The 21,909-nt window shown below is 66.6% G+C and carries 22 protein-coding genes; 13 read left to right on the forward strand and 9 right to left on the reverse strand.

Translation table 11 applies throughout. The features are described 5' to 3' along the window. The first annotated feature begins 66 nt into the window (after positions 1–66). Both RTY13_RS00745 and RTY13_RS00750 read left to right on the forward strand, forming a co-directional pair. Positions 67–279 carry a DUF2093 domain-containing protein gene (locus RTY13_RS00745; RefSeq protein ID WP_312780435.1) on the forward strand — a complete coding sequence of 71 codons (213 nt, stop codon included), beginning with the start codon at positions 67–69 and terminating at the stop codon, positions 277–279. A 58-nt stretch (positions 280–337) separates the two neighbouring features. Continuing rightward, a complete protein-coding gene (locus tag RTY13_RS00750) occupies positions 338–835 on the forward strand; it encodes a response regulator (RefSeq protein ID WP_312780436.1) in 498 nt (165 codons plus the stop codon). Here RTY13_RS00750 and RTY13_RS00755 read toward each other — a convergent pair. Both RTY13_RS00755 and RTY13_RS00760 read right to left on the reverse strand, forming a co-directional pair. Beyond that, the gene (locus tag RTY13_RS00755; protein ID WP_312780437.1) at positions 832–1,764 is read right to left on the reverse strand and encodes a lipid A biosynthesis acyltransferase; all 933 of its coding nucleotides are present in this window, start codon (positions 1,762–1,764) and stop codon (positions 832–834) included. The two genes, RTY13_RS00750 and RTY13_RS00755, sit on opposite strands and share 4 nt — an antisense overlap. Further along, a complete protein-coding gene (locus RTY13_RS00760) occupies positions 1,754–2,524 on the reverse strand; it encodes an SDR family oxidoreductase (protein ID WP_312780438.1) in 771 nt (256 codons plus the stop codon). The genes RTY13_RS00755 and RTY13_RS00760 overlap by 11 nt, the downstream gene beginning before the upstream one ends. Before the next feature lie 111 nt (positions 2,525–2,635). Here RTY13_RS00760 and RTY13_RS00765 point away from each other — a divergent pair, with 111 nt between their 5' ends. Then, positions 2,636–3,904, forward strand: coding sequence for an EAL domain-containing protein (locus RTY13_RS00765; protein WP_312780440.1), 1,269 nt, complete (start codon positions 2,636–2,638; stop codon positions 3,902–3,904). Between the two features lie 54 nt (positions 3,905–3,958). Further along, the gene (locus RTY13_RS00770) at positions 3,959–4,645 is read left to right on the forward strand and encodes a 2OG-Fe(II) oxygenase (protein ID WP_312780442.1); all 687 of its coding nucleotides are present in this window, start codon (positions 3,959–3,961) and stop codon (positions 4,643–4,645) included. Positions 4,646–4,695: 50 nt separating this feature from the next. Here RTY13_RS00770 and ileS read toward each other — a convergent pair whose 3' ends face one another. Next, complete coding sequence (ileS, locus tag RTY13_RS00775; RefSeq protein ID WP_312780443.1) at positions 4,696–7,623, reverse strand: isoleucine--tRNA ligase; 2,928 nt, start codon at positions 7,621–7,623, stop codon at positions 4,696–4,698. A 242-nt stretch (positions 7,624–7,865) separates the two neighbouring features. Here ileS and RTY13_RS00780 point away from each other — a divergent pair, with 242 nt between their 5' ends. The 4 genes from RTY13_RS00780 to RTY13_RS00795 all read left to right on the forward strand — a co-directional run bounded on the left by RTY13_RS00780 (position 7,866) and on the right by RTY13_RS00795 (position 11,717). Then, positions 7,866–8,417, forward strand: a complete 552-nt coding sequence (locus RTY13_RS00780; protein WP_312780444.1) for a DUF3828 domain-containing protein — start codon at positions 7,866–7,868, stop codon at positions 8,415–8,417. Positions 8,418–8,538: 121 nt separating this feature from the next. Next, positions 8,539–9,744 (forward strand): saccharopine dehydrogenase family protein, encoded by a 1,206-nt coding sequence (locus RTY13_RS00785; RefSeq protein ID WP_312780445.1) that lies wholly within the window; start codon positions 8,539–8,541, stop codon positions 9,742–9,744. A 20-nt stretch (positions 9,745–9,764) separates the two neighbouring features. Continuing rightward, the gene (locus RTY13_RS00790) at positions 9,765–10,937 is read left to right on the forward strand and encodes a carboxynorspermidine decarboxylase (RefSeq protein WP_312780446.1); all 1,173 of its coding nucleotides are present in this window, start codon (positions 9,765–9,767) and stop codon (positions 10,935–10,937) included. A gap of 102 nt (positions 10,938–11,039) precedes the next feature. Continuing rightward, complete coding sequence (locus tag RTY13_RS00795) at positions 11,040–11,717, forward strand: hypothetical protein (RefSeq protein ID WP_312780448.1); 678 nt, start codon at positions 11,040–11,042, stop codon at positions 11,715–11,717. Positions 11,718–11,735: 18 nt separating this feature from the next. Here the strand turns inward: RTY13_RS00795 and RTY13_RS00800 are convergent, their stop codons facing one another. From RTY13_RS00800 to RTY13_RS00810, 3 genes are read right to left on the reverse strand one after another with little or no spacing between them, the layout of a single operon-like run. Further along, positions 11,736–12,665: a bifunctional riboflavin kinase/FAD synthetase gene (locus RTY13_RS00800; RefSeq protein ID WP_312780449.1), complete on the reverse strand. Its 930-nt coding sequence runs from the start codon at positions 12,663–12,665 to the stop codon at positions 11,736–11,738. A gap of 9 nt (positions 12,666–12,674) precedes the next feature. After that, positions 12,675–13,136, reverse strand: a complete 462-nt coding sequence (locus RTY13_RS00805) for a MaoC family dehydratase (protein ID WP_292083970.1) — start codon at positions 13,134–13,136, stop codon at positions 12,675–12,677. A 38-nt stretch (positions 13,137–13,174) separates the two neighbouring features. Then, a complete protein-coding gene (locus RTY13_RS00810; protein WP_312780451.1) occupies positions 13,175–14,044 on the reverse strand; it encodes a TIGR01459 family HAD-type hydrolase in 870 nt (289 codons plus the stop codon). A gap of 108 nt (positions 14,045–14,152) precedes the next feature. Between RTY13_RS00810 and lspA the strand changes: the two genes are divergently transcribed. Together lspA and RTY13_RS00820 are read left to right on the forward strand one after the other, a co-directional pair. After that, the gene (lspA, locus tag RTY13_RS00815; protein WP_312780453.1) at positions 14,153–14,680 is read left to right on the forward strand and encodes a signal peptidase II; all 528 of its coding nucleotides are present in this window, start codon (positions 14,153–14,155) and stop codon (positions 14,678–14,680) included. Between the two features lie 68 nt (positions 14,681–14,748). After that, entirely contained in the window at positions 14,749–15,315 is a 567-nt protein-coding gene (locus RTY13_RS00820; RefSeq protein WP_312780455.1) for a DUF3035 domain-containing protein, read from the forward strand. 70 nt (positions 15,316–15,385) lie between these two features. On the opposite strand, the gene ispH is transcribed toward RTY13_RS00820, so the two are convergent. Next, the gene (gene ispH / locus RTY13_RS00825) at positions 15,386–16,357 is read right to left on the reverse strand and encodes a 4-hydroxy-3-methylbut-2-enyl diphosphate reductase (RefSeq protein ID WP_312780457.1); all 972 of its coding nucleotides are present in this window, start codon (positions 16,355–16,357) and stop codon (positions 15,386–15,388) included. A 149-nt stretch (positions 16,358–16,506) separates the two neighbouring features. Here ispH and RTY13_RS00830 point away from each other — a divergent pair, with 149 nt between their 5' ends. From RTY13_RS00830 to RTY13_RS00840, 3 genes are all read left to right on the forward strand, one after another. Next, complete coding sequence (locus tag RTY13_RS00830) at positions 16,507–17,172, forward strand: Tat pathway signal sequence domain protein (protein WP_312780459.1); 666 nt, start codon at positions 16,507–16,509, stop codon at positions 17,170–17,172. 5 nt (positions 17,173–17,177) lie between these two features. Next, a complete protein-coding gene (argS, locus tag RTY13_RS00835) occupies positions 17,178–18,980 on the forward strand; it encodes an arginine--tRNA ligase (RefSeq protein ID WP_312780461.1) in 1,803 nt (600 codons plus the stop codon). 175 nt (positions 18,981–19,155) lie between these two features. Beyond that, positions 19,156–20,166, forward strand: a complete 1,011-nt coding sequence (locus RTY13_RS00840) for an adenosine deaminase (protein ID WP_312780463.1) — start codon at positions 19,156–19,158, stop codon at positions 20,164–20,166. Between the two features lie 64 nt (positions 20,167–20,230). On the opposite strand, the gene pncA is transcribed toward RTY13_RS00840, so the two are convergent. Both pncA and RTY13_RS00850 read right to left on the reverse strand, forming a co-directional pair. Continuing rightward, positions 20,231–20,860 (reverse strand): bifunctional nicotinamidase/pyrazinamidase, encoded by a 630-nt coding sequence (gene pncA, locus RTY13_RS00845; RefSeq protein ID WP_312780465.1) that lies wholly within the window; start codon positions 20,858–20,860, stop codon positions 20,231–20,233. A gap of 3 nt (positions 20,861–20,863) precedes the next feature. Continuing rightward, on the reverse strand, positions 20,864–21,832 hold the full coding sequence (locus tag RTY13_RS00850; RefSeq protein ID WP_312780467.1) for a class 1 fructose-bisphosphatase: 969 nt from the start codon (positions 21,830–21,832) through the stop codon (positions 20,864–20,866). Positions 21,833–21,909 lie beyond the last annotated feature (77 nt).

The following is a 21,909-nucleotide window of genomic DNA, read 5'->3' on the forward strand; positions in this document are numbered from 1 at the left end:
AGCTTCTTTCAAATGACAGCGATTCGCCCCTCGTCTCGCGCCGCAAGCCATGCCAATCATCGCTCCATGACGACGCCTGCTTCCTCGCCTGTTTCGCCTTCGCCCGCCACGCTCCACTATGGCGACGGCGAGTTCGCTGTTCTGCGCCCCGGCGCCTATGTGACCTGCGCGGTCAGCGGTGTGCCGATCGCCCTCGCGGCCCTGCGCTACTGGTCGGTGGAACGCCAAGAGGCCTATGCCAGCCCGCTGGAATTCATGGCCGCCGCGCGCGACGCCTGAACCTGATACCCCTATCCCCATATGGCGGCCCCCGGCCGTCAGATCGTGTCCCGTCCCCATGTCCGCCTTGCAATCGCTCGACATCCTGCTCGCCGACGACAATCCGAACATGCGGGCCATCGTCTCGGCCATGCTGAAGTCCGTCGGCGTGGGCCGGGTGCGCGAGGTCGATGACGGCTCCGCCGCCCTGGCGGCGCTGAGGCTCCGCCCTGCCGACCTGGCCATCGTGGACTTCCGCATGCTGCCGGTGGACGGCGTGACCTTCACCCACTTGATCCGCAAGGCCGAGGACAGTCCCAACCCCTATCTGCCCATCATCATGATGACGGGCCATTCAGAAAAGCGACACGTGACCGAGGCGCGCGACGCGGGCGTGACCGAGTTCGTGACCAAGCCGGTGAACGCCCCGGCGCTTCTGGCCCGAATCGAGGCTGTGATCATGCGGCCGCGCCCCTTCATCCGGGGAGGCGACTATTTCGGCCCGGAGCGTCGCCGCACCCAGCGCGAACACTACGACGGCCCGTTCCGCCGGGCCGACGACGCCGTGATCGACTAGGCTTCTGTCGCCTTCAGCGTCTCATAGACCTTGGGCGGCCAGCGCTTGTGGACCCAGAACCAGTCCACGGGATGCTCCTTGACCCGCTCCTCGACGAAGCGGTTGACCGCCTGGACGCCGGCCACGACGTCAGCGGCCTTGTCTCCGGTGCCCGGCACTTCGATCGGCTCATGGGCCGTGACGCGGAAACGCACGCCCGGCAGGCGCGTCACCGACAGAGGCTGGATCACGGTGCCGAACTTCAGCGCCAGACGCGCGGCGCCCGGCGAGGCGTTGACCGGCTGACCGAAGAACTCGACCTCCGGCCCCTGGCTGTACTTCTGATCGACCAGCAGGGCGATGGATTCGCCGCGCTTCATCCCCGCCATCAGTTCGCGCGTGCCGTCGCCCTTGGGCGCGAACAGCTTGATGCCGTATCGCTCGCGGCTTTCGCGGATCAGGGCGTCGACATAGGGGTTGTTGGCGGCGCGATAGGTCACCTGGCAGGGCACGCCCGCCGCCATGATGACGGCCGCCATGACCTCGAAATTGGCCAGATGGCCCGAGATCAGGACCACCGCCTTGCCGCTGTCGCGCACGGCGTGCAACCGTTCCAAGCCTACGATGTCGATGCGCCCACTTTCCGGCGTCAGGCGATCCATGACCGCCAGCTCGGCGAAGGTACGACCGGTCTGTTCCCACTGGTCCACGGCCAGACGGTCCCGCTCGGCGGGGTCCATGTCCGGGAAGGCGATGCGCAGGTTGCGCGTCACCGTCTTGTGCGTGCCGGTCAGCGGCCCCAACCAGCGCAGCAGCTTGCCGCCGAAGCCCGAGGCTCCTTCGACGCCCAGCGCCCGCAGGAAGGCGAACAGCGCCTTGAACGCCGCCGCCTCCAATCGCCAGTTCAGGTCCTGGAAAAAGCTGACCTTGTTGTCTTTATCACCAGGCAATCGTCAGTCCGCCGTCCACCACAAGAGTCTGTCCGGTCACATAGGCCGAGGCAGGGCTGCACAGATAGACCGCCGTGCCGGCGATTTCATCAGGCTGGCCGATCCTTTTCAGCGGCGCCGGCTCGGTGACCGTCTTCAGCAGCTCCGGGTTCTCCCAGAGGTATTTAGCGAAGTCGGTCTGGACCAGGCCCGGCGCGATGCAGTTCACGCGCACGTTCGACGGCCCGTATTCGACCGCCAGATTGCGCGCCAGCTGCATGTCGGCGGCCTTGGAGATGTTGTAGGCGCCGATCAGGGCGTTGCCGCGAAGCCCGCCGATGGACGAGATGATCAGGATCGCCCCGTCCTTGCGCTCCAGCATCTGCGGCGCAACCATCTGGATCAGCCAGTGGTTGGAGATGACGTTGTTCTGAAGGATCTTCTCGAACTGGTCGTCGGCGATGCCCGCCATCGGCCCGGCATAGGGGTTGGTCGCGGCGTTGCAGACCAGGATGTCGATCTGACCAAAGGCGCTGCTGGTCTCGTCCACCAGCCGCTGCAGGTCTTCCTTCGAGGCGATATTGGCGGGGATGGCGATGGCGCGGCCGACGCCGTGCTTGTCATTGATGGCGGCGGCGACCTCTTCGCACGGCCCGGCCTTGCGCGAGGAGATGACGACGCGCGCGCCATGCTCGGCCAGACGCTCGGCGATGGCCTTGCCGATGCCCTTGGAGGAGCCGGTGATGATGGCGACCTTGCCGCTCAGATCGAACAATTCCATGCGTTAACCTCCCTTTGGGCGGGTTTTCTGCGCCCCAACCCTAGCCGTTACCTCTAGTTAGACCGATACTCGGCCGATTCCATAAGGGAAAGGCGGCTCGATACCGGCCCCATGCGCAAGATCACCGGCGGCTTTCTGTTCTTCGGCTACCTCTTCCTGTCCCTGACCATCGGGGCGGCGATCTGGCGCGCCGGTATGGGCGCGGGCGCGGGCGCAGCCGGTGTGCTGGGCGCCCTGGGGGTCTTGATCGGGCTGCACGCCGTGATCGCGGGGATTCTGGACCGTCGCGCCCTGCGCAAGGAAGTCGCCAAGGTCCGCGAGGCGCACCGCCTGCTGGCCGACGCCATGGAGTCGACCCAAGGCGCCCTGACCGAACTGGCCGAGGCCATCGAAAGCGGAGCCCTGACCAAGACCGAGGCCCTGACCGGCGAGGTGCGGATGCTGGAAGGTCTGATCCAGCAGATGAGCGATTCGATCGACGATCGCTTGTCGTCCTCGCCGATCACCGCCGACACCTATGAGGGCCGCCGTCAGGTCCAGTCGAACACCCTGCTGAAGACCGTCCACGACGCCCTGACGGAAAACCGCATCGACCTCTATCTGCAGCCGGTCGTCACCCTGCCGCAGCGCCGGACTGTCTTCTACGAAAGCTTCACCCGCCTGCGCGACCCGTCCAACCGGGTCATGATGCCTGCCGAATACCTGTCGGTGGCTGAGGGCGAGGGCCTGCTGCCGGCCATCGACAACCTGCTGCTGTTCCGCTGCGCCCAGATCGTGCGCCGGCTGGCGCGTCAGGACCGCAAGGTCGGGGTCTTCTGCAACATCTCCCTGGCCTCGCTGGGCGACGAGACCTTCTTCCCCCAGTTCCTCGACTTCCTCAGCCAGAACCGCGATCTGAAGGACGCCCTGATCTTCGAGCTGGGTCAGGCGACCTTCGAGGCGCGCGGCGCGTCCGAGGCCCGCAACATGGCCAAGTTGGCCGACCTGGGCTTCCGCTTCTCCATCGACAAGGTGCAGACGCTGGATCTGGACTTCGCCGACCTGCAACGCTCGGACGTGCGCTTCATCAAGGTGGCGGCCGACCTGCTGATCGAACAACTGCTGGACCTGGACGGCGCTGCGCCCCTGCCGACCCAGCCGGACATCCAGGCCGCCGACTTCGCCCCCCTGACCCGTCGCTACGGCCTCGAACTGATCGCCGAGAAGGTCGAGAGCGAGAAGCAGGTCGTCGATATCCTCGAACTGGACGTCGGCATGGGCCAGGGCCATCTGTTCGGCGAGCCCCGCGCCATCAAGGAAGCTGTCCTGGCCGAGACCGACCCGCCGGTCGAGTTCGTCCGCTCCACGCTGAAGTCGGCCGAGCAGCGCCGCCGGTTCTAATCCCGCAGCCGAAAGCCGCCAGACAGACCACCTGGGTCGGCGTCTATAGCGCCCATGACCGACACTCTCGACTGGCCCCGCATCACCGATGATCTCAACGCACGGGGCTGGGCCGTGGTCGGGCCGCTACTGACGCCCGCCACCTGCGAGACCCTGAAAGCCCTCTACGACCAGTCCGAACGCTTCCGTAGCCGCATCCTCATGCAGCGACACGGCTTTGGGCAGGGCGAATATCAGTATTTCGCCAATCCCCTGCCCGATCCCCTGCCCCGACTGCGAGCGCGGCTCTATGCCGGTCTGGCGCCGATCGCTGGCGACTGGGCGGCGCGGCTGGAGCGGCCCGGCTTTCCCGACAATCTGGATGAACTGACCGCCCAATGCCGGGCGGCGGGTCAGACGCGACCGACCTCGCTGATGCTGCGCTACGGTCCCGGCGACTACAATCGGCTGCATCAGGACCTCTACGGCGACCTGGTCTTCCCGCTGCAGGCGGCAATCCTGCTCAGCGATCCGAACGAGTTCGAAGGCGGCGAGTTCGTTCTGGCCGAGCAAAAGCCCCGCTCGCAGTCACAGGCCCATGTCGTATCGCTGAAACAGGGGGAGGCCGTGATCTTCACCGTGCGTGAACGGCCGGTCGCGGGCGCCCGCGGCGATTACCGCGTGCAGATGCGCCACGGGGTCAGCACTGTGCGCGCGGGCAAGCGGATAACGCTGGGGCTGATCTTTCATGACGCCGCCTGAAACCCGATCAAGAAAAAGGCCCCTCCGCCGGAGCGAAGGGGCCTGATCCCTTAGGCCTTCTGCGCGTCCAGCCACCGGACGGCGTCGGCGTCGCGGGCCGACAGGTCGGGGTAGTCGGCGTCGGAACCGACGTCCGGCACCCGGCGCCACGAGCGGGCGCACTTGGGATAGTCGGCCAGCTTGACCTCGACGGTGACGACCTCGCCGCCGACCACCAGTTCCGCGCCCGAGGTGCGGAACACCTCGGCGGCGTCCAGCCCGTCGAACGGGGCCAGCAGTTCAGCCGGGGCCGTGACCACCGGCCAGGCGTCGAGAGCCCCGCCGATCAGCTTGTCGCGACGTGCGGCTTCCAGCGCCTCGTTGACCACTTCCAGCACGGTGTTGACCCCGGCCCAACGCTCGGCCTCGGCCGGGTTGCGCCACTGGTCGGGCGTTTCCGGGATCACGCGGGCGCAGTTGGTGCCCGCCTCGGGGAAGCGCGTGGTCCAGGCCTCGTCCATGGTGAAGGGCGTCAGCGGGGCCAGCCAGGCGGTCAGGCGGCTGAAGACCTCGTCCATCACCGTGCGCACGGCGCGGCGGCGGACGCTGTCGGGACGGTCGCAATAGAGGCTGTCCTTGCGCACGTCGAAATAGAGGGCCGAAAGGTCGCCCGAGCAGAACTCCAGCACCGGGCGGATCACGTCCTGGAAGCGGTATTCCTCGTAGGCCTGACGCACCTGTCCATCGAGTTCCCACAGGCGATGCAGGATGAACTGCTCCAGCGGCGGCATCTGGTCGTAAGGCAGGCGCTCGGCCTCGTCGAAGCCGTTCAGCGCGCCCAGCAGATAGCGGACGGTGTTGCGCAGCTTGCGATAGGCGTCGACCGTGGTCTGCAGGATCTGCTTGCCGATGCGCTGATCGTCCGAATAGTCGACCAGGGCCACCCACAGACGCAGGATGTCGGCGCCCGATTCCTTGATGACCGTCAGGGGATCGGTGGTGTTGCCGCGCGATTTCGACTGCTTCTCACCGTTCTCGTCCAGGGTGAAGCCGTGGGTCAGGACGGCCTTGAACGGAGCGCGGCCACGCGTGCCGCAGCCCTCCAGCAGCGACGACTGGAACCAGCCGCGGTGCTGATCCGAGCCTTCCAGATAGAGATCGGCGGGCCAGTGCGACGGACGGTCGCCCGTATAGCCATGCTCGGCCGTGCGGGGATCGATGGTGAAGGCATGAGTCGAGCCGCTGTCGAACCAGACGTCGAGAATGTCCGTGACCTTCTCGAAGCGCTCGGGGTCATGCGCGCCCAGGAAGTCGGCGTCGGGGGCCGAGAACCAGACGTCGGCGCCGCCCTCGGCGACGGCCTTGACGATGCGGGCGTCGACTTCGGGGTCGTGCAGCGGTTGGCCCGTCTGCTTGTCGACGAACATGGCGAGCGGCGTGCCCCAGGCGCGTTGGCGGCTGATCAGCCAGTCGGGGCGGCCCTCGACCATCGAACGGATGCGGTTCTTGCCCGCCGCCGGGTGGAAGGCGGTGGCGTCGATGGCGTTCAGGGCGCGGTCGCGCAGGGTGTTGTCGTCCTCCAGGGTCTCATCCATGCGGATGAACCACTGCGGCGTGTTGCGGAAGATGATGGGGGCCTTCGAGCGCCACGAGTGCGGATAGGAGTGCTCCATCCGACCGCGCGCCAGCAGGTTGCCGGCCTCGATCAGCTTCTCCATCACCGCGCCGTTGGCGGGACCGAACTTGCCGGTCTTCTTGCCCTCGGTCTCCAACACCTTCAGGCCGGCGAACAGGGGGACGTGGTCGTAGTAGGCGCCGTCGGGATCGACCGTGTCCGGCACCTCGCGGTGACCGTGGGCCAGCCAGACGGCGAAGTCGTCCGCGCCGTGGCCCGGCGCGGTGTGGACGAAGCCGGTGCCGGCGTCGTCGGTCACGTGGTCGCCGGCCAGCAGGGGCACTGAGAAGCCGTAGCCCGAGTCCAGCGCCGCCAGCGGATGGGCGCATTCCAGGCCGGACGGGTTGATGGCGTCGACGCGGGTGAAGCCGCTGATCTTCGCCGCCTTGAACACGTCCTCGGCCAGCTTGTCGGCGATGATGAAGCGGTCGCCCGGCTTGGCCCAGGGCTCGTAGTCCAGGCCTTCCTCCAGCGCCGTGACTTCATAGAGACCGTAGGCGATCTCGGGGCCGTAGCTGATGGCGCGGTTGGCCGGGATGGTCCAGGGCGTGGTCGTCCAGATCACGATCGAGGGCGTCGCCGCGCGGAAGGACAGCAGGTCGTCCGGGTGGCTGTCGGTCGCGCCGACCACCGGGAACTTGACCCAGATCGTGGGCGAGACGTGGTCGTGATACTCGACCTCTGCGTCGGCCAGAGCCGTGCGCTCGACCGGCGACCACATCACCGGCTTGGAGCCGCGATACAGCTGGCCCGAGTTCTTGAACTTGTGGAACTCGGCGACGATGGCCGCCTCGGACGTGAAGTCCATGGTGGCGTAGCGGTTGGCGAAGTCGCCGGTGATGCCCAGGCGCAGGAACTGGTCGCGCTGCAGGTCGATGTACTTGCCGGCGTACTCGCGGCAGGCGGTGCGGAACTCTTCCTTGGAGACCTCGTCCTTGCGGCGGCCCTTGGCGCGGAACTGCTCCTCGATCTTCCACTCGATCGGCAGGCCGTGGCAGTCCCAGCCGGGGACGTAGTCGACGTCATAGCCCAGCAGGAAGCGCGAGCGGACGACGAAGTCCTTCAGCGTCTTGTTCAGGGCGTGGCCGATGTGGATGTCGCCGTTGGCGTAGGGCGGGCCGTCATGCAGCACGTAGAGCGGCGCCTTCTGGGCCTGACGCGTGGCGCGCAGGTGACCATAGAGGTCGCCCCACTGGGCCAGGATTTCCGGCTCCTTCTTGGGCAGCCCGCCGCGCATGGGGAAGGGCGTCTCGGGCAGGAAGACGGTGTCGCGATAGTCGCGGCCCGATGCGTCGGAGGCGGTGTCGTTGGTGGCGTCGGCCATGGGGTAATCTTTGTCTTTGTGCGCGGGCGCCGAGGAAGCGACGCAGGTGCATTCTAGCGTGAAGGCCGTTGAACGGCATCGGCGATATTCGATCCCGACGTGCGCGGGGCTGTTCGCCCTGGCGCTACGCCGGGCGGCTAATCGAAATCGGACGGATCACGCGAACGGTCATGGTTGAAACCGTCTAGCAGACCGGGCGGCGCCTGCGCCATAGTCGAAGCGAACAGACAGGAGACGATCAGATGCGCGTTCAGGCGATCATGACGGCGGCGGTGCTGGTTCTGACAGCGGCGGCCTGTTCTCCCGCCGAGGAGAAGGCCCCTGCGCCTACCGAAGCGCCGCTGGCTGGACGCGCCGCCATCTATGCGGCGGGTGAACAGAACGCCGAGGCTTTTGTGCGCGCCCTCTACGCCAACGCCGCCGCGCCTCTGGCCAATGATCCAGCCGCCGCCGCAATCACCCCCGGTCGCGACCCGCTCTATACGCGCACCCTGAATGCTCTGGTCGGCGCCGACTTCCACGCGGCCAAGGGCGAGGTCGCTTATCTGAACTACGACCCCGTCTGCGCCTGTCAGGACGCCGACGGCTTCGCCCTGACCGCGCTGAAGATGACGCCCGACGGCGACAAGGCCGCCACCGCCGAGGTGACCTTCACCAACCACGGCCAGACCCATCAGCAGACGCTGAAGCTGGTCAGGGAAGGCCCCATGTGGCGCATCGCCGACGTCGTCGACGCCAAGGGCAAGTCCCTGCACGACGCCCTGATGGCCATCGCCGAGAAGGCCGAGGGCTGACCCCCGCAACTCCTGCGACACGCGACCGTTAGCGATCCTGTCATCATCGTGTTAAGAGCCCCGCCCTTTATAGCGGCGGCGGTGTCGCCAAAGCAGTTTCAGACTTCAGGAGAAGCCACACATGAGCAGGGTGCTGGTTATCGGTGCAGGCGGCGTCAGCTCCGTCGCGGTCCACAAGATGGCGATGAATGCCGACATCTTCTCGCATATCACCCTGGCGAGCCGCACCAAGTCCAAGTGCGACGCCATCGCTGAATCCGTGAAGTCGCGCTTTGGCGTGACCATCGACACGGCGGCCATCGACGCCGACGACGTCGCCGCGACCACGGCCCTGATCCAGTCGGTCAAGCCGGCCCTGGTGGTCAACCTGGCCCTGCCCTATCAGGACCTGTCGATCATGGACGCCTGCCTGGCCGCCGGCGTGAACTACCTCGACACGGCCAACTATGAGCCGCGCGACGAAGCCAAGTTCGAATACAAGTGGCAGTGGGCCTATCAGGAGCGCTTCAAGGAAGCCGGCCTGATGGCGCTGCTGGGCTCGGGCTTCGACCCGGGCGTGACCTCGGTCTTCGCCACCTACACCAAGAAGCACCTGCTGGACCGGATCGACACGCTCGACATCCTGGACTGCAACGGCGGCGACACGGGCCTGCCCTTCGCCACCAACTTCAACCCGGAAATCAACCTGCGCGAAGTGACCGCCAACTCGCGTCACTGGGAAAACGGCCAGTGGGTCGAGGGCCCGGCCCTGTCGCACAAGCAGGCCTTCGATTTCGAGGGCGTCGGTCAGAAGAACATGTACCTCATGTACCATGAGGAACTGGAGTCGCTGGCCAAGTTCTACCCGGAAATCAAACGCATCCGCTTCTGGATGACCTTCGGCGACAGCTATCTGAAGCACCTGGAAGTGCTGGAAAACATCGGCATGACCTCGATCGAGCCGATGATGTTCCAGGGCCGCGAGATCATCCCGATCGAGTTCCTGAAGGCCCTGCTGCCGGAGCCCGCTTCGCTGGGTCCGATCACCAAGGGCAAGACGAACATCGGCACCATCGCCACCGGCGAAAAGGACGGCGTCGCCAAGACCTTCTACGTCAAGAACATCTGCGACCACGAAGCCGCCTATGCCGAAACCGGCAACCAGGCCGTCAGCTACACCACGGGCGTTCCGGCCATGATCGGCGCGGCCATGATGCTGACCGGCAAGTGGTCGGGCGCCGGCGTCTTCAACATGGAGCAGCTGGACCCCGATCCCTTCATGGACATGCTGAACAAGCATGGCCTGCCGTGGACCGTCGAAGAGCTGGACGCTCCGCTCGCTTTCTAAGACCTGAGTAAAAAGACGACATGGAAACCCAGGCCGGCGATCCCGGAGCCTTTGCTCATTTTGATCTGAACCGTGTCGCCTCGCCCGCCTTCGTGGTGGACGAGGCCGCGGTGCGGCGCAATCTGGCCACGCTGAAAGACGTGCGTGACCGGGGCAACGCCCGGGTGCTGCTGGCGCTCAAGGCCTTTTCCATGTGGTCGCTGGCGGACGTCGTCGGGGAATACCTCGACGGCGTCTGCGCCTCCGGGCTGTGGGAGGCGCGGCTGGCGCGCGAGTTCTACAAGGGCGAACTGACCACCTATTCGCCCGCCTACAAGGCCGAGGATCTGCCCGAGATCCTGCGCCTGTCCGACCACGTCATCTTCAATTCGCCCGATCAGGTGACGCGCTTCGCCGACCTGATCGCCGAGGCCCGCGCGGCCGGCGAGGTCTTCGAGATCGGCCTGCGGCTGAACCCCGAACATTCCGAGGGCGAGGTCGCCAAATACGACCCGGCCCAGCCCTACTCGCGCCTGGGCTATCCCGTGTCGCAGCTGACGCCGGAAAAGATGGTCGGCATCGACGGCATCCACATCCACGCCCTGTGCGAGCAGGACTTTGCGCCCCTGTCGCGCATCTGGGCGGCGGTGGAGCCGAAGCTGGCCCCGCTGCTGGGCGACGTGAAATGGATCAACCTCGGCGGCGGCCACCACGTCACCCGCGCCGACTATCAGATCGAAGATCTGGTCGCCTTCCTGAACGACATTCGGACGCGTTACGACGTCACCGCCTATCTGGAGCCCGGCGAGGCCGTGGCCTTGGACGCCGGCATCCTGATCGGCGAGATCCTCGACGTCTTCGACAACGGCATGCCCATCGCCATCACCGACCTGTCGGCCACCTGCCACATGCCGGACGTGATCGAGGCCCCCTATCGTCCCGCCATGCTGGCTGAACCCGAGAACGGCGTCGCCGTGCGCCTAGGCGGCCCGTCCTGCCTGGCCGGCGACATCATCGGCGACTACGTCTTCGCCGAGCGCCCCGTGCCCGGAACGCGCCTCGCCTTCCTGGATCAGGCCCACTATTCGATGGTGAAGACCAACACCTTCAACGGCGTCCCTCTGCCCGCCATTGCCCTGTGGAACAGCGCCACGGACGAGCTGCGGATGGTGCGTGAGTTCGACTGGACGGAGTTCCGCGACCGGCTGTCGTGAGGTAGAGGGCGGCGTTGCGAGACGCCGCGCCTAGGTTCTTGCCTTGCTCGAATTCAAAAGTGGCCCCATCCTCAAGTTGCGCTTGGGGCACGGGGCTAACGAATGCGGATTTTGAGAATTGCCAACTGGTTCTGGCAAAGTGCCGGGACCATAACTCTCTTTGCTGGATGGGCTCTCAGTTTCGGCCTGCCTGCTTGGGCCGTTAAAGCCTCGAATCTATTCGGCCAGTATCAACCTGCTTCATCTGTACTGGCAGGATTTCTGGGAGCGCTGGCTTTTGGCATCATCGCGAGATTGCTCGCTGCGGCTAGAGAGAGTTTAGTTTCCGCCAGCGTCAGAGACAGATTTTACCGCGACGGGGACCGCATAAACCCTTTGGATCGCCTGTTCGAACGTCAGCGAATAGCAATCGCAGACATCGCGCCTCCGATGGGCAGTCCGATCATCGACAAAACGTTCGATACCTGCGAACTGATCGGTCCTGCCAACATCATATTGGCAGCTACAGGTGCCGGATTGATGCATGGAAACACCTTCACAAGATGTGATGCTGTTTCAACAGCAGACGGAGCCGACCCTCAAACTGCTACTGCCTTCTTTAACTGTCGTTTTATTAACTGCCACTTCTTCAACGTGACACTCTTCATACACGAAGACGTTTACGCGACGGCAAATCAGAGCATTGGAGGTCTAAATTGGATCACACCAGAGCCGAGACTATCCATCGATCAAATGATAGAGCCTAAATCCGAAGCAGATACAGAATCTCAGGCTGCGTAACCGCCCTGCGATAGACCTTCAGCCCAACACGGCCCGCGCCGCCGCCGCATCCGCCTCGATCTGGACCTTCAGTTCATCCAGCCCGTCAAACTTCATCTCGCCGCGCAGGAAGGCGACCAGTTCCGTTTCCAGGGTCTGGCCGTAGAGGCTCTCGTTGAAGTCCAGCAGCCAGACTTCCAGCAGGGGTTGTTCGATCTCGAACATGGGGCGGACGCCCAGGTTGGCGACGCCCTTGATGACCCGTCCGTCCGGCAGGCGGGTGCGGACAGCGTAAACCCCGTAGGCCGGGCGCATGTAGTCGCCCATGGCGATGTTGGCGGTGGGAACGCCGATGGTGCGGCCGCGCTTGTCGCCGTGGATCACCTCGCCCTGGATCGCGAAGGGGCGTCCCAGAATGGCGGCGGCGCGGTCCATGTCGCCGGCCTTCATCGCCTCGCGCACGGCGGACGACGACAGCTTCAGGCCCGAGGCGTCGTCGATGCGGTTGTTGACCGAGACGGTGAAGCCCAGCTCCAGCCCCTGACGGCGCAGGCCCTCGGGCGAGCCGGTGCGGCCCCGGCCATAGGTAAAGTCGAAGCCGACGGCGGCGTGGACGACGCCCAGACCGTCCGCCAGCACGCGCTGGGCGAACTCCTCGTCCGTCATCGCCGCCATCTCGGCGTCAAAGGGGATCAGGTACAGGCGGTCGACGCCCAGCGGCGCCAGGGCACGGGCCATCTGGTCCGCCGTCATCAGGCGAAAGGGCGCGGCCTCGGGCTGGAACAGGCGGCGCGGATGCGGGTCGAAGGTGACGACGCCGAGCGGAACGCCCAGACGCTGGGCCGCCTCGCGAGCCGAGGCGATGACCGCCTGATGGCCGCGATGCACCCCGTCGAAGGCGCCGACGGCGACCGCCGCCCCGCGCTGCGAGGCCAGCAGGTCGCGCCAGCCGCGGATGACCTCAACCACGTCGGAGGCTCAGCGGGCCGAGGGCTTGCGACGACGCGGCACGCGCACGACGGCCACCCCGTCCATGATCAGCTTGTCGCCGACGAAGCCTTCGCACTTCAGCTGGGCGCGGGCGCCCTCCTGATCCAGTTCGATCACGGTGATGACGATGCGAACCGAATCGCCGATGCGGACCGGGAAGTGGAAGGCCAGGGTCTGGGAAATATAGATCGACCCGGCGCCCGGCAGGATGGTGCCGACCACCGCCGAGCCGAAGGCGGCGCTGAGCAGGCCGTGGGCGATACGGCCACGATAGGCGGTCTTGGAGGCGAACTCCTCGTCCAGGTGCACCGGATTGAAGTCGTCCGAGGCCTCGGCGAACAGGCGAATCCGGTCCTCGGTGACGTGGACAATCTTCTCTGCGGCCATGCCGACGTGGAGTTCGTCGAGGATGTAACCGCCCGACGGATGCTGTGTGACGTATTCGACCATGTGCGGGCTTTACGGCAGGTGCGACGAAATGGCGAGCCTCACCACGCCAGTTCGAGCGCGGCGTAGCGTGCGAAGGTCGTCTCGGCCCGGAGCAAATCGGCTGCGCGGGCCGGGTCCAGCGTCCCGCCCGGGCCCTTGGCGGCGTCGCCGTGGATGCCCTGGGCGATGAAGAGGCAGTCCAGCGCCTGCTCGGCGGCGCCCAGGACGTCGGTGATGACGCCGTCGCCGATGCACAGAACCCGCGAACGATCGATCGGACGGCCCATCAAGGTCTGAGCCTCGCGCAGGGCCAGTTCGTAGATGGGGCCGAAGGGCTTGCCGGCCATGACCACGCGCCCGCCCATTTCCTCGTAAAGGTCGGCGATGGCTCCGCCGCAGTAGATGATGCTGTCGCCCTTCTGCACGATGCGGTCGGGATTGGCGCAAATCAGTTCCAGATCGCGCTCGACGGCGGGAATCAGGCGCTGGCGATAATCCTCGGGCGTCTCGGTCGCGTCGTCGAACAGGCCGGTGACCGACAGGAAGGCGGCGTCAGACGCGTCATGGGCGCTCGTCAGGTTCAGCCCTTCATAGAGGACGAAGTCGCGATCGGGGCCGATGATCCAGGCGGGACCAGGGGCGCGGCGGGCCAGTTCGGCGCGGGTGGCGTCGCCCGAGGTGACGAAGGCCTTCCAGGCGCTGCGCGGCACGCCCAGCGAATCCAGCTGCGCCACCACGTCCGACGAGGGGCGCGGCGAGTTGGAGATCAGGACGACATGGCCGCCCTTTTCATTGAACTTCGTCAGGGCCTCGCAGGCCACCGGCCAGCTTTCGCGGCCGTTGTGAATCACCCCCCAGACGTCGCACAGCAGGATGTCATAGTCGTCGGCGACGGCGGACAGGCGGGGCAGAGCGTGGGGCAGGGTCATGGGACGGTTATAGCCGCCGCGCCGCCGGGGGAAAGGCCGCAGCCGCCGGCGACGCCCGTCGCTTTCCCTCTTCGCCCTCGCCCTGCTTCCTGCTAACCGGCTTTCAGCATGAAAATTTCTCGCCTCGCTCTCGCCGCCTATGGCACCGCCCTCATCGTCATCGTGCTGGACCAGCTGACCAAGGCCATGGTCCTGGGCGCCATCGACGCGGCCCACATTTCGCAGATCCCCGACGGCTATCGCATCGCCGAGGTCATGCCGCCGATCTTCAACCTGACCTATGTGCTGAACACCGGCGTCAGCTTCGGCCTGTTCGGCGGCGGCGCCGGGCGCTGGATCCTGAGCGCCTTCTCGGTTCTGGTGGCCGTCGCCCTCGCCGTCTGGGCGACCCGCTCGGACCGCAAGCTGATGATCGCCGCCATCGGCCTGGTGATGGGCGGCGCCCTGGGCAATGTCTTCGACCGCATCCGCTTCGGCGGGGTCGTGGACTTCCTCGACTTCTCAGGAACCGGTCTGTTTCCGTGGATTTTCAACATCGCCGACGCGGGCATCACGGTGGGCGTCGTCCTGCTGATCCTCGACAGCTTCCTGTCGGAACGCCGCTCCACGGTTGGCGCGGCCCACGAAAAGTCGTAATCACCCCCTCTTCGTTATCGTCCCGAGCCAGCGTCGTTGGACGCGCCTCCCGGAGCCGAGCTGACCTTATGCGTATCCGTAGCGCCCTCACTGTGGCCCTTCTCGCCACCACCGCCCTCGGCCTGACCGCCTGCTCGAGCATGAAGCAGAGCATCGGCCTGACCAAGGTCGTGCCCGACGAGTTCGTCACCGTCGCCAGCGCCCCGCTGGTCGTGCCGCCGGAGTACGGCCTGACTCCGCCCTCGCCAGGCCAGCCCCGCCCGCAGGAATTGGCCCCCGAAAGCGCCGCCCGTCAGATCCTTCTGGGCCAACGTCAGGCCGTGACCCGCACCGGCGGCGAACAGGTTCTGGTCGCCCAGGCCGGCGCCGATCGCGCCGATCCCCTGGCCCGCTACGTCATCGACGACGAGTTCGGCGACCTGACGCACAAGGAAGAAAGCTGGGCCAATCGCGTCATGTTCTGGCGCAAGAACGATCCGGCCACGCAGACCGCGACCGTCACCCAGACGGCGGAGGGTGCGCGCACCGTCGACGCCGCCAGCGAGCACGCCCGCCTTCAGGCCCTGACCGGCACGCAACAGGGCATCACCATCGCCCGGCGTCAGGACCGCGGCTTCAAGCTACCCGGCCTCTAAGACTTCAGGTCCAGCCAGACCTATAGGGGGCGCGCTTCGCACATGCGGGCGCGCCCTTTTCTTATGCCGGTCAGGCCGTCAAGACGCGAGGCAGCTTGAACGAAACCGTCTCGCGCGCGCCGTCGTCCTCGGTCACGGTGGCGTCGAATCGGGCGCGGATCGCCTCGATCAGGGCCTCGATCAGGGGCTCGGGGGCTGAGGCCCCGGCGGTGACGCCGACCGTTGTCACGCCGTCGAACCAGGACCAGTCCACGTCGCCTGCGTCATCAACTAGGCGGGCATCCTTCGCCCCGGCCTTCAACGCCACATCGACCAGACGGGCCGAGTTGGACGAGTTCTTGGACCCCACCACCAGCACCAGTTGGCAGCCCTCGCCCAGTCCCTTGACCGCCTCCTGTCGATTGGTGGTGGCGTAACAGATGTCTTCCTTGTGCGGGTCCGGCAGTTCCGGGAAACGCCGCTTCAGCGCCGCCAGGATATCCGCGGTGTCGTCCACCGACAGCGTCGTCTGGGTGGCGTAGGCCAGGGGTTGATCGCCAGGACGCAGGAAGCCTTCCGCGTCCGCGACCGTCTCGACCAGGCTGATGGCGCCGGGCGGCAGTTGGCCCATGGTGCCGACGACCTCGGGGTGGCCGGCATGACCGATCAGGATGATGTGGCGGCCCGCCGCATGGTGACGCTCAGCCTCGACATGGACCTTGGACACCAAGGGGCAGGTGGCGTCGAGGAAAAGCATCTCGCGCGAGCGCGCCGTGGCCGGCACCGACTTGGGCACGCCGTGGGCAGAGAAGACCACCGGACGGTCGTCGGGACATTCGTCCAGTTCCTTGACGAAGACCGCCCCCATCCCCTTCAGCCGCTCGACGACATGGCGGTTGTGGACGATCTCGTGGCGCACATAGACCGGGGCGCCGAACTTCTCGATGGCGCGCTCGACGATCTGGATCGCCCGATCCACTCCGGCGCAAAAGCCGCGCGGCGTGGCGAGCCGCACATTCATGGGGCGGCGATCAAAGGCGGAGGGCGATACAGGCGCGTTCATGGCCCGGAACCTAGTCGCTCACGTCCCTTCCCGCCACTGGCTGCGTGGTCGTGTTTGCCGCGCCTCGCTTTAGCCGCTATCACCACCGAGCGTGGCCTGGTCGGACGTCCGATCGTTCCGCGCCCCCTTCGACTGCCGGAAAGCTCCTGATGCGTCGCGTCCTGACCGCCCTTGCCGCCTTCTCCATCGCGGCCGTGCTGATTCCCCAATCCGCCGAGGCCCAGTCCAGCGGCCGACAAGGCGGTCAACAAAGCCGCGAGCAATCGCCGGACCAGGGGACCTCGCAGCGCTCACGCCAAGTGCGCATCGCCCCGCTGAGCCGTCGCGCCAACGCCGGCCCCTGCCCCTATGTGAAGGTGCTGTACGACGCCGCCCGCTATGTCGAGATGGCGGACTTCGCCCGCCCGTCTTCCGCCGCCGTTGGCTTCACCGGCGAAATCGAGGGCGTGGCCGCCGACTGCGTCTATCGCGGCGCCGATCCGATCCGCGTGGACTTCAACATCCTGTTCAACCTCGGCAAGGGCCCGCAGGCGGGTGGCGACGCCCGCACCTACCGCTACTGGATCGCGGTGACCGAGCGGAACAACGCCGTCCTGGCCAAGGAATATTTCGACCTGCCGGTCACCTTCAACGGTCAGACCACCACCTCGGTGCAGCAGGCCCAGACCATCGTGATCCCCCGCGCCGACGAGACCACGGCGGGCAGCAATTTTGAAGTCCTCGTCGGCTTCGACGTCACGCCTGAAATGGCCGAGTTCAACCGCTCGGGCAGCCGCTTCCGCGTCACCGCCGGCCAGACCCAACCGAACCCCTAAGAATCATGACTGATCTCAAGACCTCTCTCAGCGAAGCGGTCGCCGCCGCCTTCGCCGCCGAAGGCGTGGACGCAAGCCTCGCCCGCGTCGTCGCCTCGGACCGCCCCGACCTGGCCGACTTCCAGTCCAACGGCGCCCTGGCCGCCGCCAAGGCGCTGAAGGCCAATCCGCGTGAACTGGCCGCCAAGGTCGCCGAGCGTCTCAGCAACGACCCGCGCCTGGCCTCGGTCGAGGTCGCCGGCCCCGGCTTCATCAACCTAAAGCTCTCCGACGCCGCCCTGGCCCAGCGCGCCGCCGAGGTCGCCGCCGACGAAGTCCTGGCCGGCGCCTCGCTGAACACGCCGTCGCGCAAGGTCGTCATCGACTACGCCGGTCCCAACGTGGCCAAGCCGATGCACGTCGGCCACCTGCGCTCCTCCATCATCGGCGAGAGCCTGAAGCGGCTGTTCCGTTTCCGCGGCGACACCGTCTGGGGCGACGCCCACTTCGGCGACTGGGGCTTCCAGATGGGCCTGCTGATCACCGCCTGCGGCGACGAAAACCTGGCCGACGCCTTCATGGCCGACGGCGACGGTCCCTTCCCCACCGAAAGCCCGGTGACGCTGGAAGATCTGGAGCGCCTCTATCCCCAGGCCGCCGCCAAGGCCAAGGAAGACCCCGCCTTCCGCGACCGCGCCCGCAAGGCCACCGCTGAACTGCAGAACGGCCGCCCCGGCTATCGCGCCCTGTGGGCCCACTTCGTCGCCGTCAGCCGCACCGCGCTGAAGCGCGAATTCGGCGCTCTCGATGTCACCTTCGACCTGTGGAACGGCGAGTCCGACGCCGATCCCCTGATGCCCGAGATGCTGGCGCACCTGAAGGAGTCCGGCCTGCTGGTCGAGGACGACGGCGCCCAGGTGGTCCACGTCGCCAGACCCGGCGAGACGCGCAAGAAGAAGCTGGCCGACGGCTCGGTGATCGAGGCCCCCAGCCCGCCGCCCCTGCTGGTGGTGTCGTCGGAAGGCTCGGCCATGTACGGCACGACCGACCTGGCCACGATCCTCGACCGCAAGAAGTCGATCGGGCCCGACCTGATTCTCTACGTCGTCGACGAGCGTCAGGCCGAGCATTTCGAACAGGTCTTCCGCGCCGCCTATCTGGCCGGCTACGCGCCCGAGAAGTCGCTGGAGCACCTCGGCTTCGGCACCATGAACGGCGCCGATGGCAAGCCGTTCAAGACCCGCGCGGGCGGCGTGCTGAAACTGCACGACCTCATCACGATGGCCACCGACAAGGCGCGCGAGCGTCTGCACGAGGCCAAGCTGGGCGACGATCTGCCGGAAGCCGAGTTCGAGGACATCGCCCGCAAGGTGGCGGTGGCGGCGCTGAAGTTCGCCGACCTGTCGAACAACCGCACCACCAGCTACGTCTTCGACCTCGACCGCTTCATGAGCTTCGAGGGCAAGACCGGCCCCTATCTGCTGTATCAGGCCGTGCGGGTGAAATCCTTGCTGCGCAAGGCGGCGGATCAGGGCGTCGAGATCGCCCCCATCGTCATCGCCGAACCGGCCGAACGCGACCTGGCCCTGACGCTGGACGCCTTCGACGCGGCCACGGCGGACGCCTATGACAAGCGTTCGCCCAACCTGATCGCCGAGCACGCCTACCGGCTGGCGCAGAGTTTCTCGAAATTCTACGCCGCCTGCCCGATCCTGGTCGCGCCGGACGCGGCAACGAAGGGCTCGCGCCTGGCCCTGGCCGCCGCCAGCCTGCACCAGCTGGAAACGGCGCTGCGCCTGCTGGGCATCGAGACGCCCGAGCGGATGTAAGCTTCCACTTTCCTCCCTATCGCCTAGCGATGGGGAGGTGGATCGGCGGCGCAGCCGACGAGACGGAGGGGCCGCTTGGTTCCTCCGCCCCAGCCCCTCCACCACTTCATGGTCCCCCTCCCCATTGCATGGGGAGGAAAAGTGCTAGGCTGCGCTCAAGTTACGGAGCCTCCTCATGTCCCTCGACGCCTACATCGCCGGCCTGCCCAAGGCCGAACTGCACCTGCACATCGAAGGCTCGCTTGAGCCCGAACTGATGTTCGAACTGGCGCAGCGCAACGGCGTCGCCATCCCCTACGACAGCGTCGAGGCCGTGCGCGCGGCCTATGACTTCTCGAACCTTCAGGACTTCCTCGACATCTATTACGCGGGCGCGGCCGTGCTGCTGACGCGTCAGGACTTCGAGGATCTGGCCTTCGCCTATTTCCAGCGCGCCGCCGCCGACAACGTGCGCCACGCCGAGATCTTCTTCGATCCCCAGACCCACACCGACCGGGGCGTCCCCTTCGCCGTCGTGGTCGAGGGCCTGATCGCGGGCATGGACCGCGCCAAGGCCGAGCTGGGCGTCACCAGCGGCCTGATCCTCAGCTTCCTGCGCCACCTCAGCGAAGACGAAGCCTTCGCCACCCTGGAGGCCGCCAAGCCCTATCTGCACCACTTCATCGGCGTCGGACTGGATTCGTCCGAGGTCGGCCATCCGCCGTCGAAGTTCCAGCGCGTCTTCGCCGCCGCCCGCGAACTGGGCCTGAAGCTGTGCGCCCACGCCGGCGAGGAAGGTCCGCCCGCCTATGTGCATGAAGCCCTGGATCTGCTGGAAATCGACCGCATGGACCACGGCAACCGCTCGATGGAGGACGAGGGCCTGATCGCCCGTCTGGCGGCCGAACAGATGACCCTAACGGTCTGCCCCCTGTCGAACCTGAAGCTGTGCGTGGTCAAGGACCTGGAGGACCACCCGGTCCCCGAGATGCTGCGCCGCGGCCTGCACGTCACCCTGAACTCGGACGACCCGTCCTATTTCGGCGGCTATGTGAACGCCAACTACATCCAGCTGGCTGAGGCCGTGGGCCTGACGCGCGAGCAGGTGACGCAACTGGCCAGGAACAGCTTCGAGGGCAGCTTCCTCAGCAACGCCGACAAGGCCGCGCGGATCGCCGAGGTCGAGGCCTACGCGGCGGCGCACTGAGCCGGCTCACCTCCACCGCTCATCCCGGCGGACTTCGGGATGAGCGGACTGCGAAGCGGCGCGACTAGAGAAGCCGCTCGGCCGCGACCTCAACCACCCCCAACGCGGCAAAGCTCGCCTTGGCCGCCGCCGCCGTCTCTTCGGCAATCGCCCGGCAGGCGTCCTCGATCACCACGGCCTCGAAGCCTTCGCGCACGGCATCCTCGGCGGTGAAGCGGACGCAGTAGTCATAGGCGAGGCCGCACAGGAAGACGCGGGTCACGCCTCGGTCGCGCAGCAGGCCCGCCAGACCTGTCGCCGTGCGATGATCGTTCTCAAAGAAGCCGGAATAACTGTCGACCGCCGGATTGTAGCCCTTGCGGACCACAGCCAGGGCCTTGACCACGGCGGGGGCAACGTCGGGGTGGAAGTCCGCCCCCGGCGTCCCCTGCAAACAATGGTCCGGCCACAGCATCTGGCGGCCGTAGGCGACGTCAATCTCGGTGAAGGGCGCCCTGCCCTCGTGATTGGAGGCGAAACTGATCTGGTCCGGCGTATGCCAGTCCTGGGTGGCGATCACCGCGTCGAAGCGTTCGGCCAGGCGGTTGATCAGGGGCATGATCCCCGCCCCGCCCTGCACCGCCAGCGCCCCGCCTTCGCAGAAGTCGTTCTGGGCGTCGATGACCAGAAGCGCATCGGTGGCGGTGATCTTCATGGCTCAGGCCGCCGCGAGCTGATCGACCTCGTTGGCCGACCCCAGGGCCACCGGAATGCGCTGGTGCAGTTCGGTCGGGGTCACGTCCAGAATGGCCTGCACGCCGTCCGTCGTCGCCTTGCCGCCCGCCTGTTCGATCAGGAAGGCCATGGGGTTGCCCTCGTACATCAGGCGCAGCTTGCCGGGCTTGTTCGGCTCACGCTTGTCCCACGGATAGAGGAAGACTCCGCCGCGCATCAGGATGCGGTGGACATCGGCCACCATGGCGGCGACCCAGCGCATGTTGAAATTCTTAGCCCGAGGGCCGTCAACGCCCGCCAGACAGCCGGCGATGTAGCGCTGCACGCTCTCAGCCCAGTGGCGCTGGTTCGACATGTTGATGGCGAACTCCTTGGTGTCCGCCGGGACCGTGATCTTCTCGTGCGTCATCAGCCATTGGCCGTCGTGCGACAGGGTGAAGCCCGCCACCCCCTGGCCCGTGGTCAGCACCAGCATGGTCTGGCCGCCATAGACGGCATAGAGGGCCGCGACCTGCTGGCGGCCCGATTGCAGGAAATCGGCCTCGGTCGGCGTGGCCGACGGCGACTTCAGCACCGAGACGATGGTGCCGACCGGCGCATTGATGTCGATGTTGGACGAGCCGTCCAGCGGGTCGAACAGGACCAGGTACTCGCCCGCCGGGTTGGTGGCCGGCTGGACTGTGTCCATTTCCTCGGACGCCACGCCCGCCACACTCGGGCAGGCCAGCAGCATGTCCGTCAGAACATCGTTGGAGATGACGTCGAGCTTCTTCTGCTCCTCGTCCTGCACGTTGACGGCGCCGGATGCGCCCAGGGCCCCGACCAGGGCCCCGCCCGACACGATCTTGCGGATTTCGACGCAGGCGGCGGCGGCGACCGTCAGGGCCTGGCTCAAGCCTTGCGGCAGAGCGAGCGAGGCCAGGTGGGCGGCGAGGTCAGTGCGGGCGGTCATGGCGCTTCAATCCTGTCGCGAGAGCAGTTCGCGCCCCTCATGGCCTGTCGGATCGTACACGGCAAGCCCGGCGCCGC

It is taken from the genome of Brevundimonas sp. (assembly GCF_032055285.1).
GTDB lineage: Bacteria > Pseudomonadota > Alphaproteobacteria > Caulobacterales > Caulobacteraceae > Brevundimonas.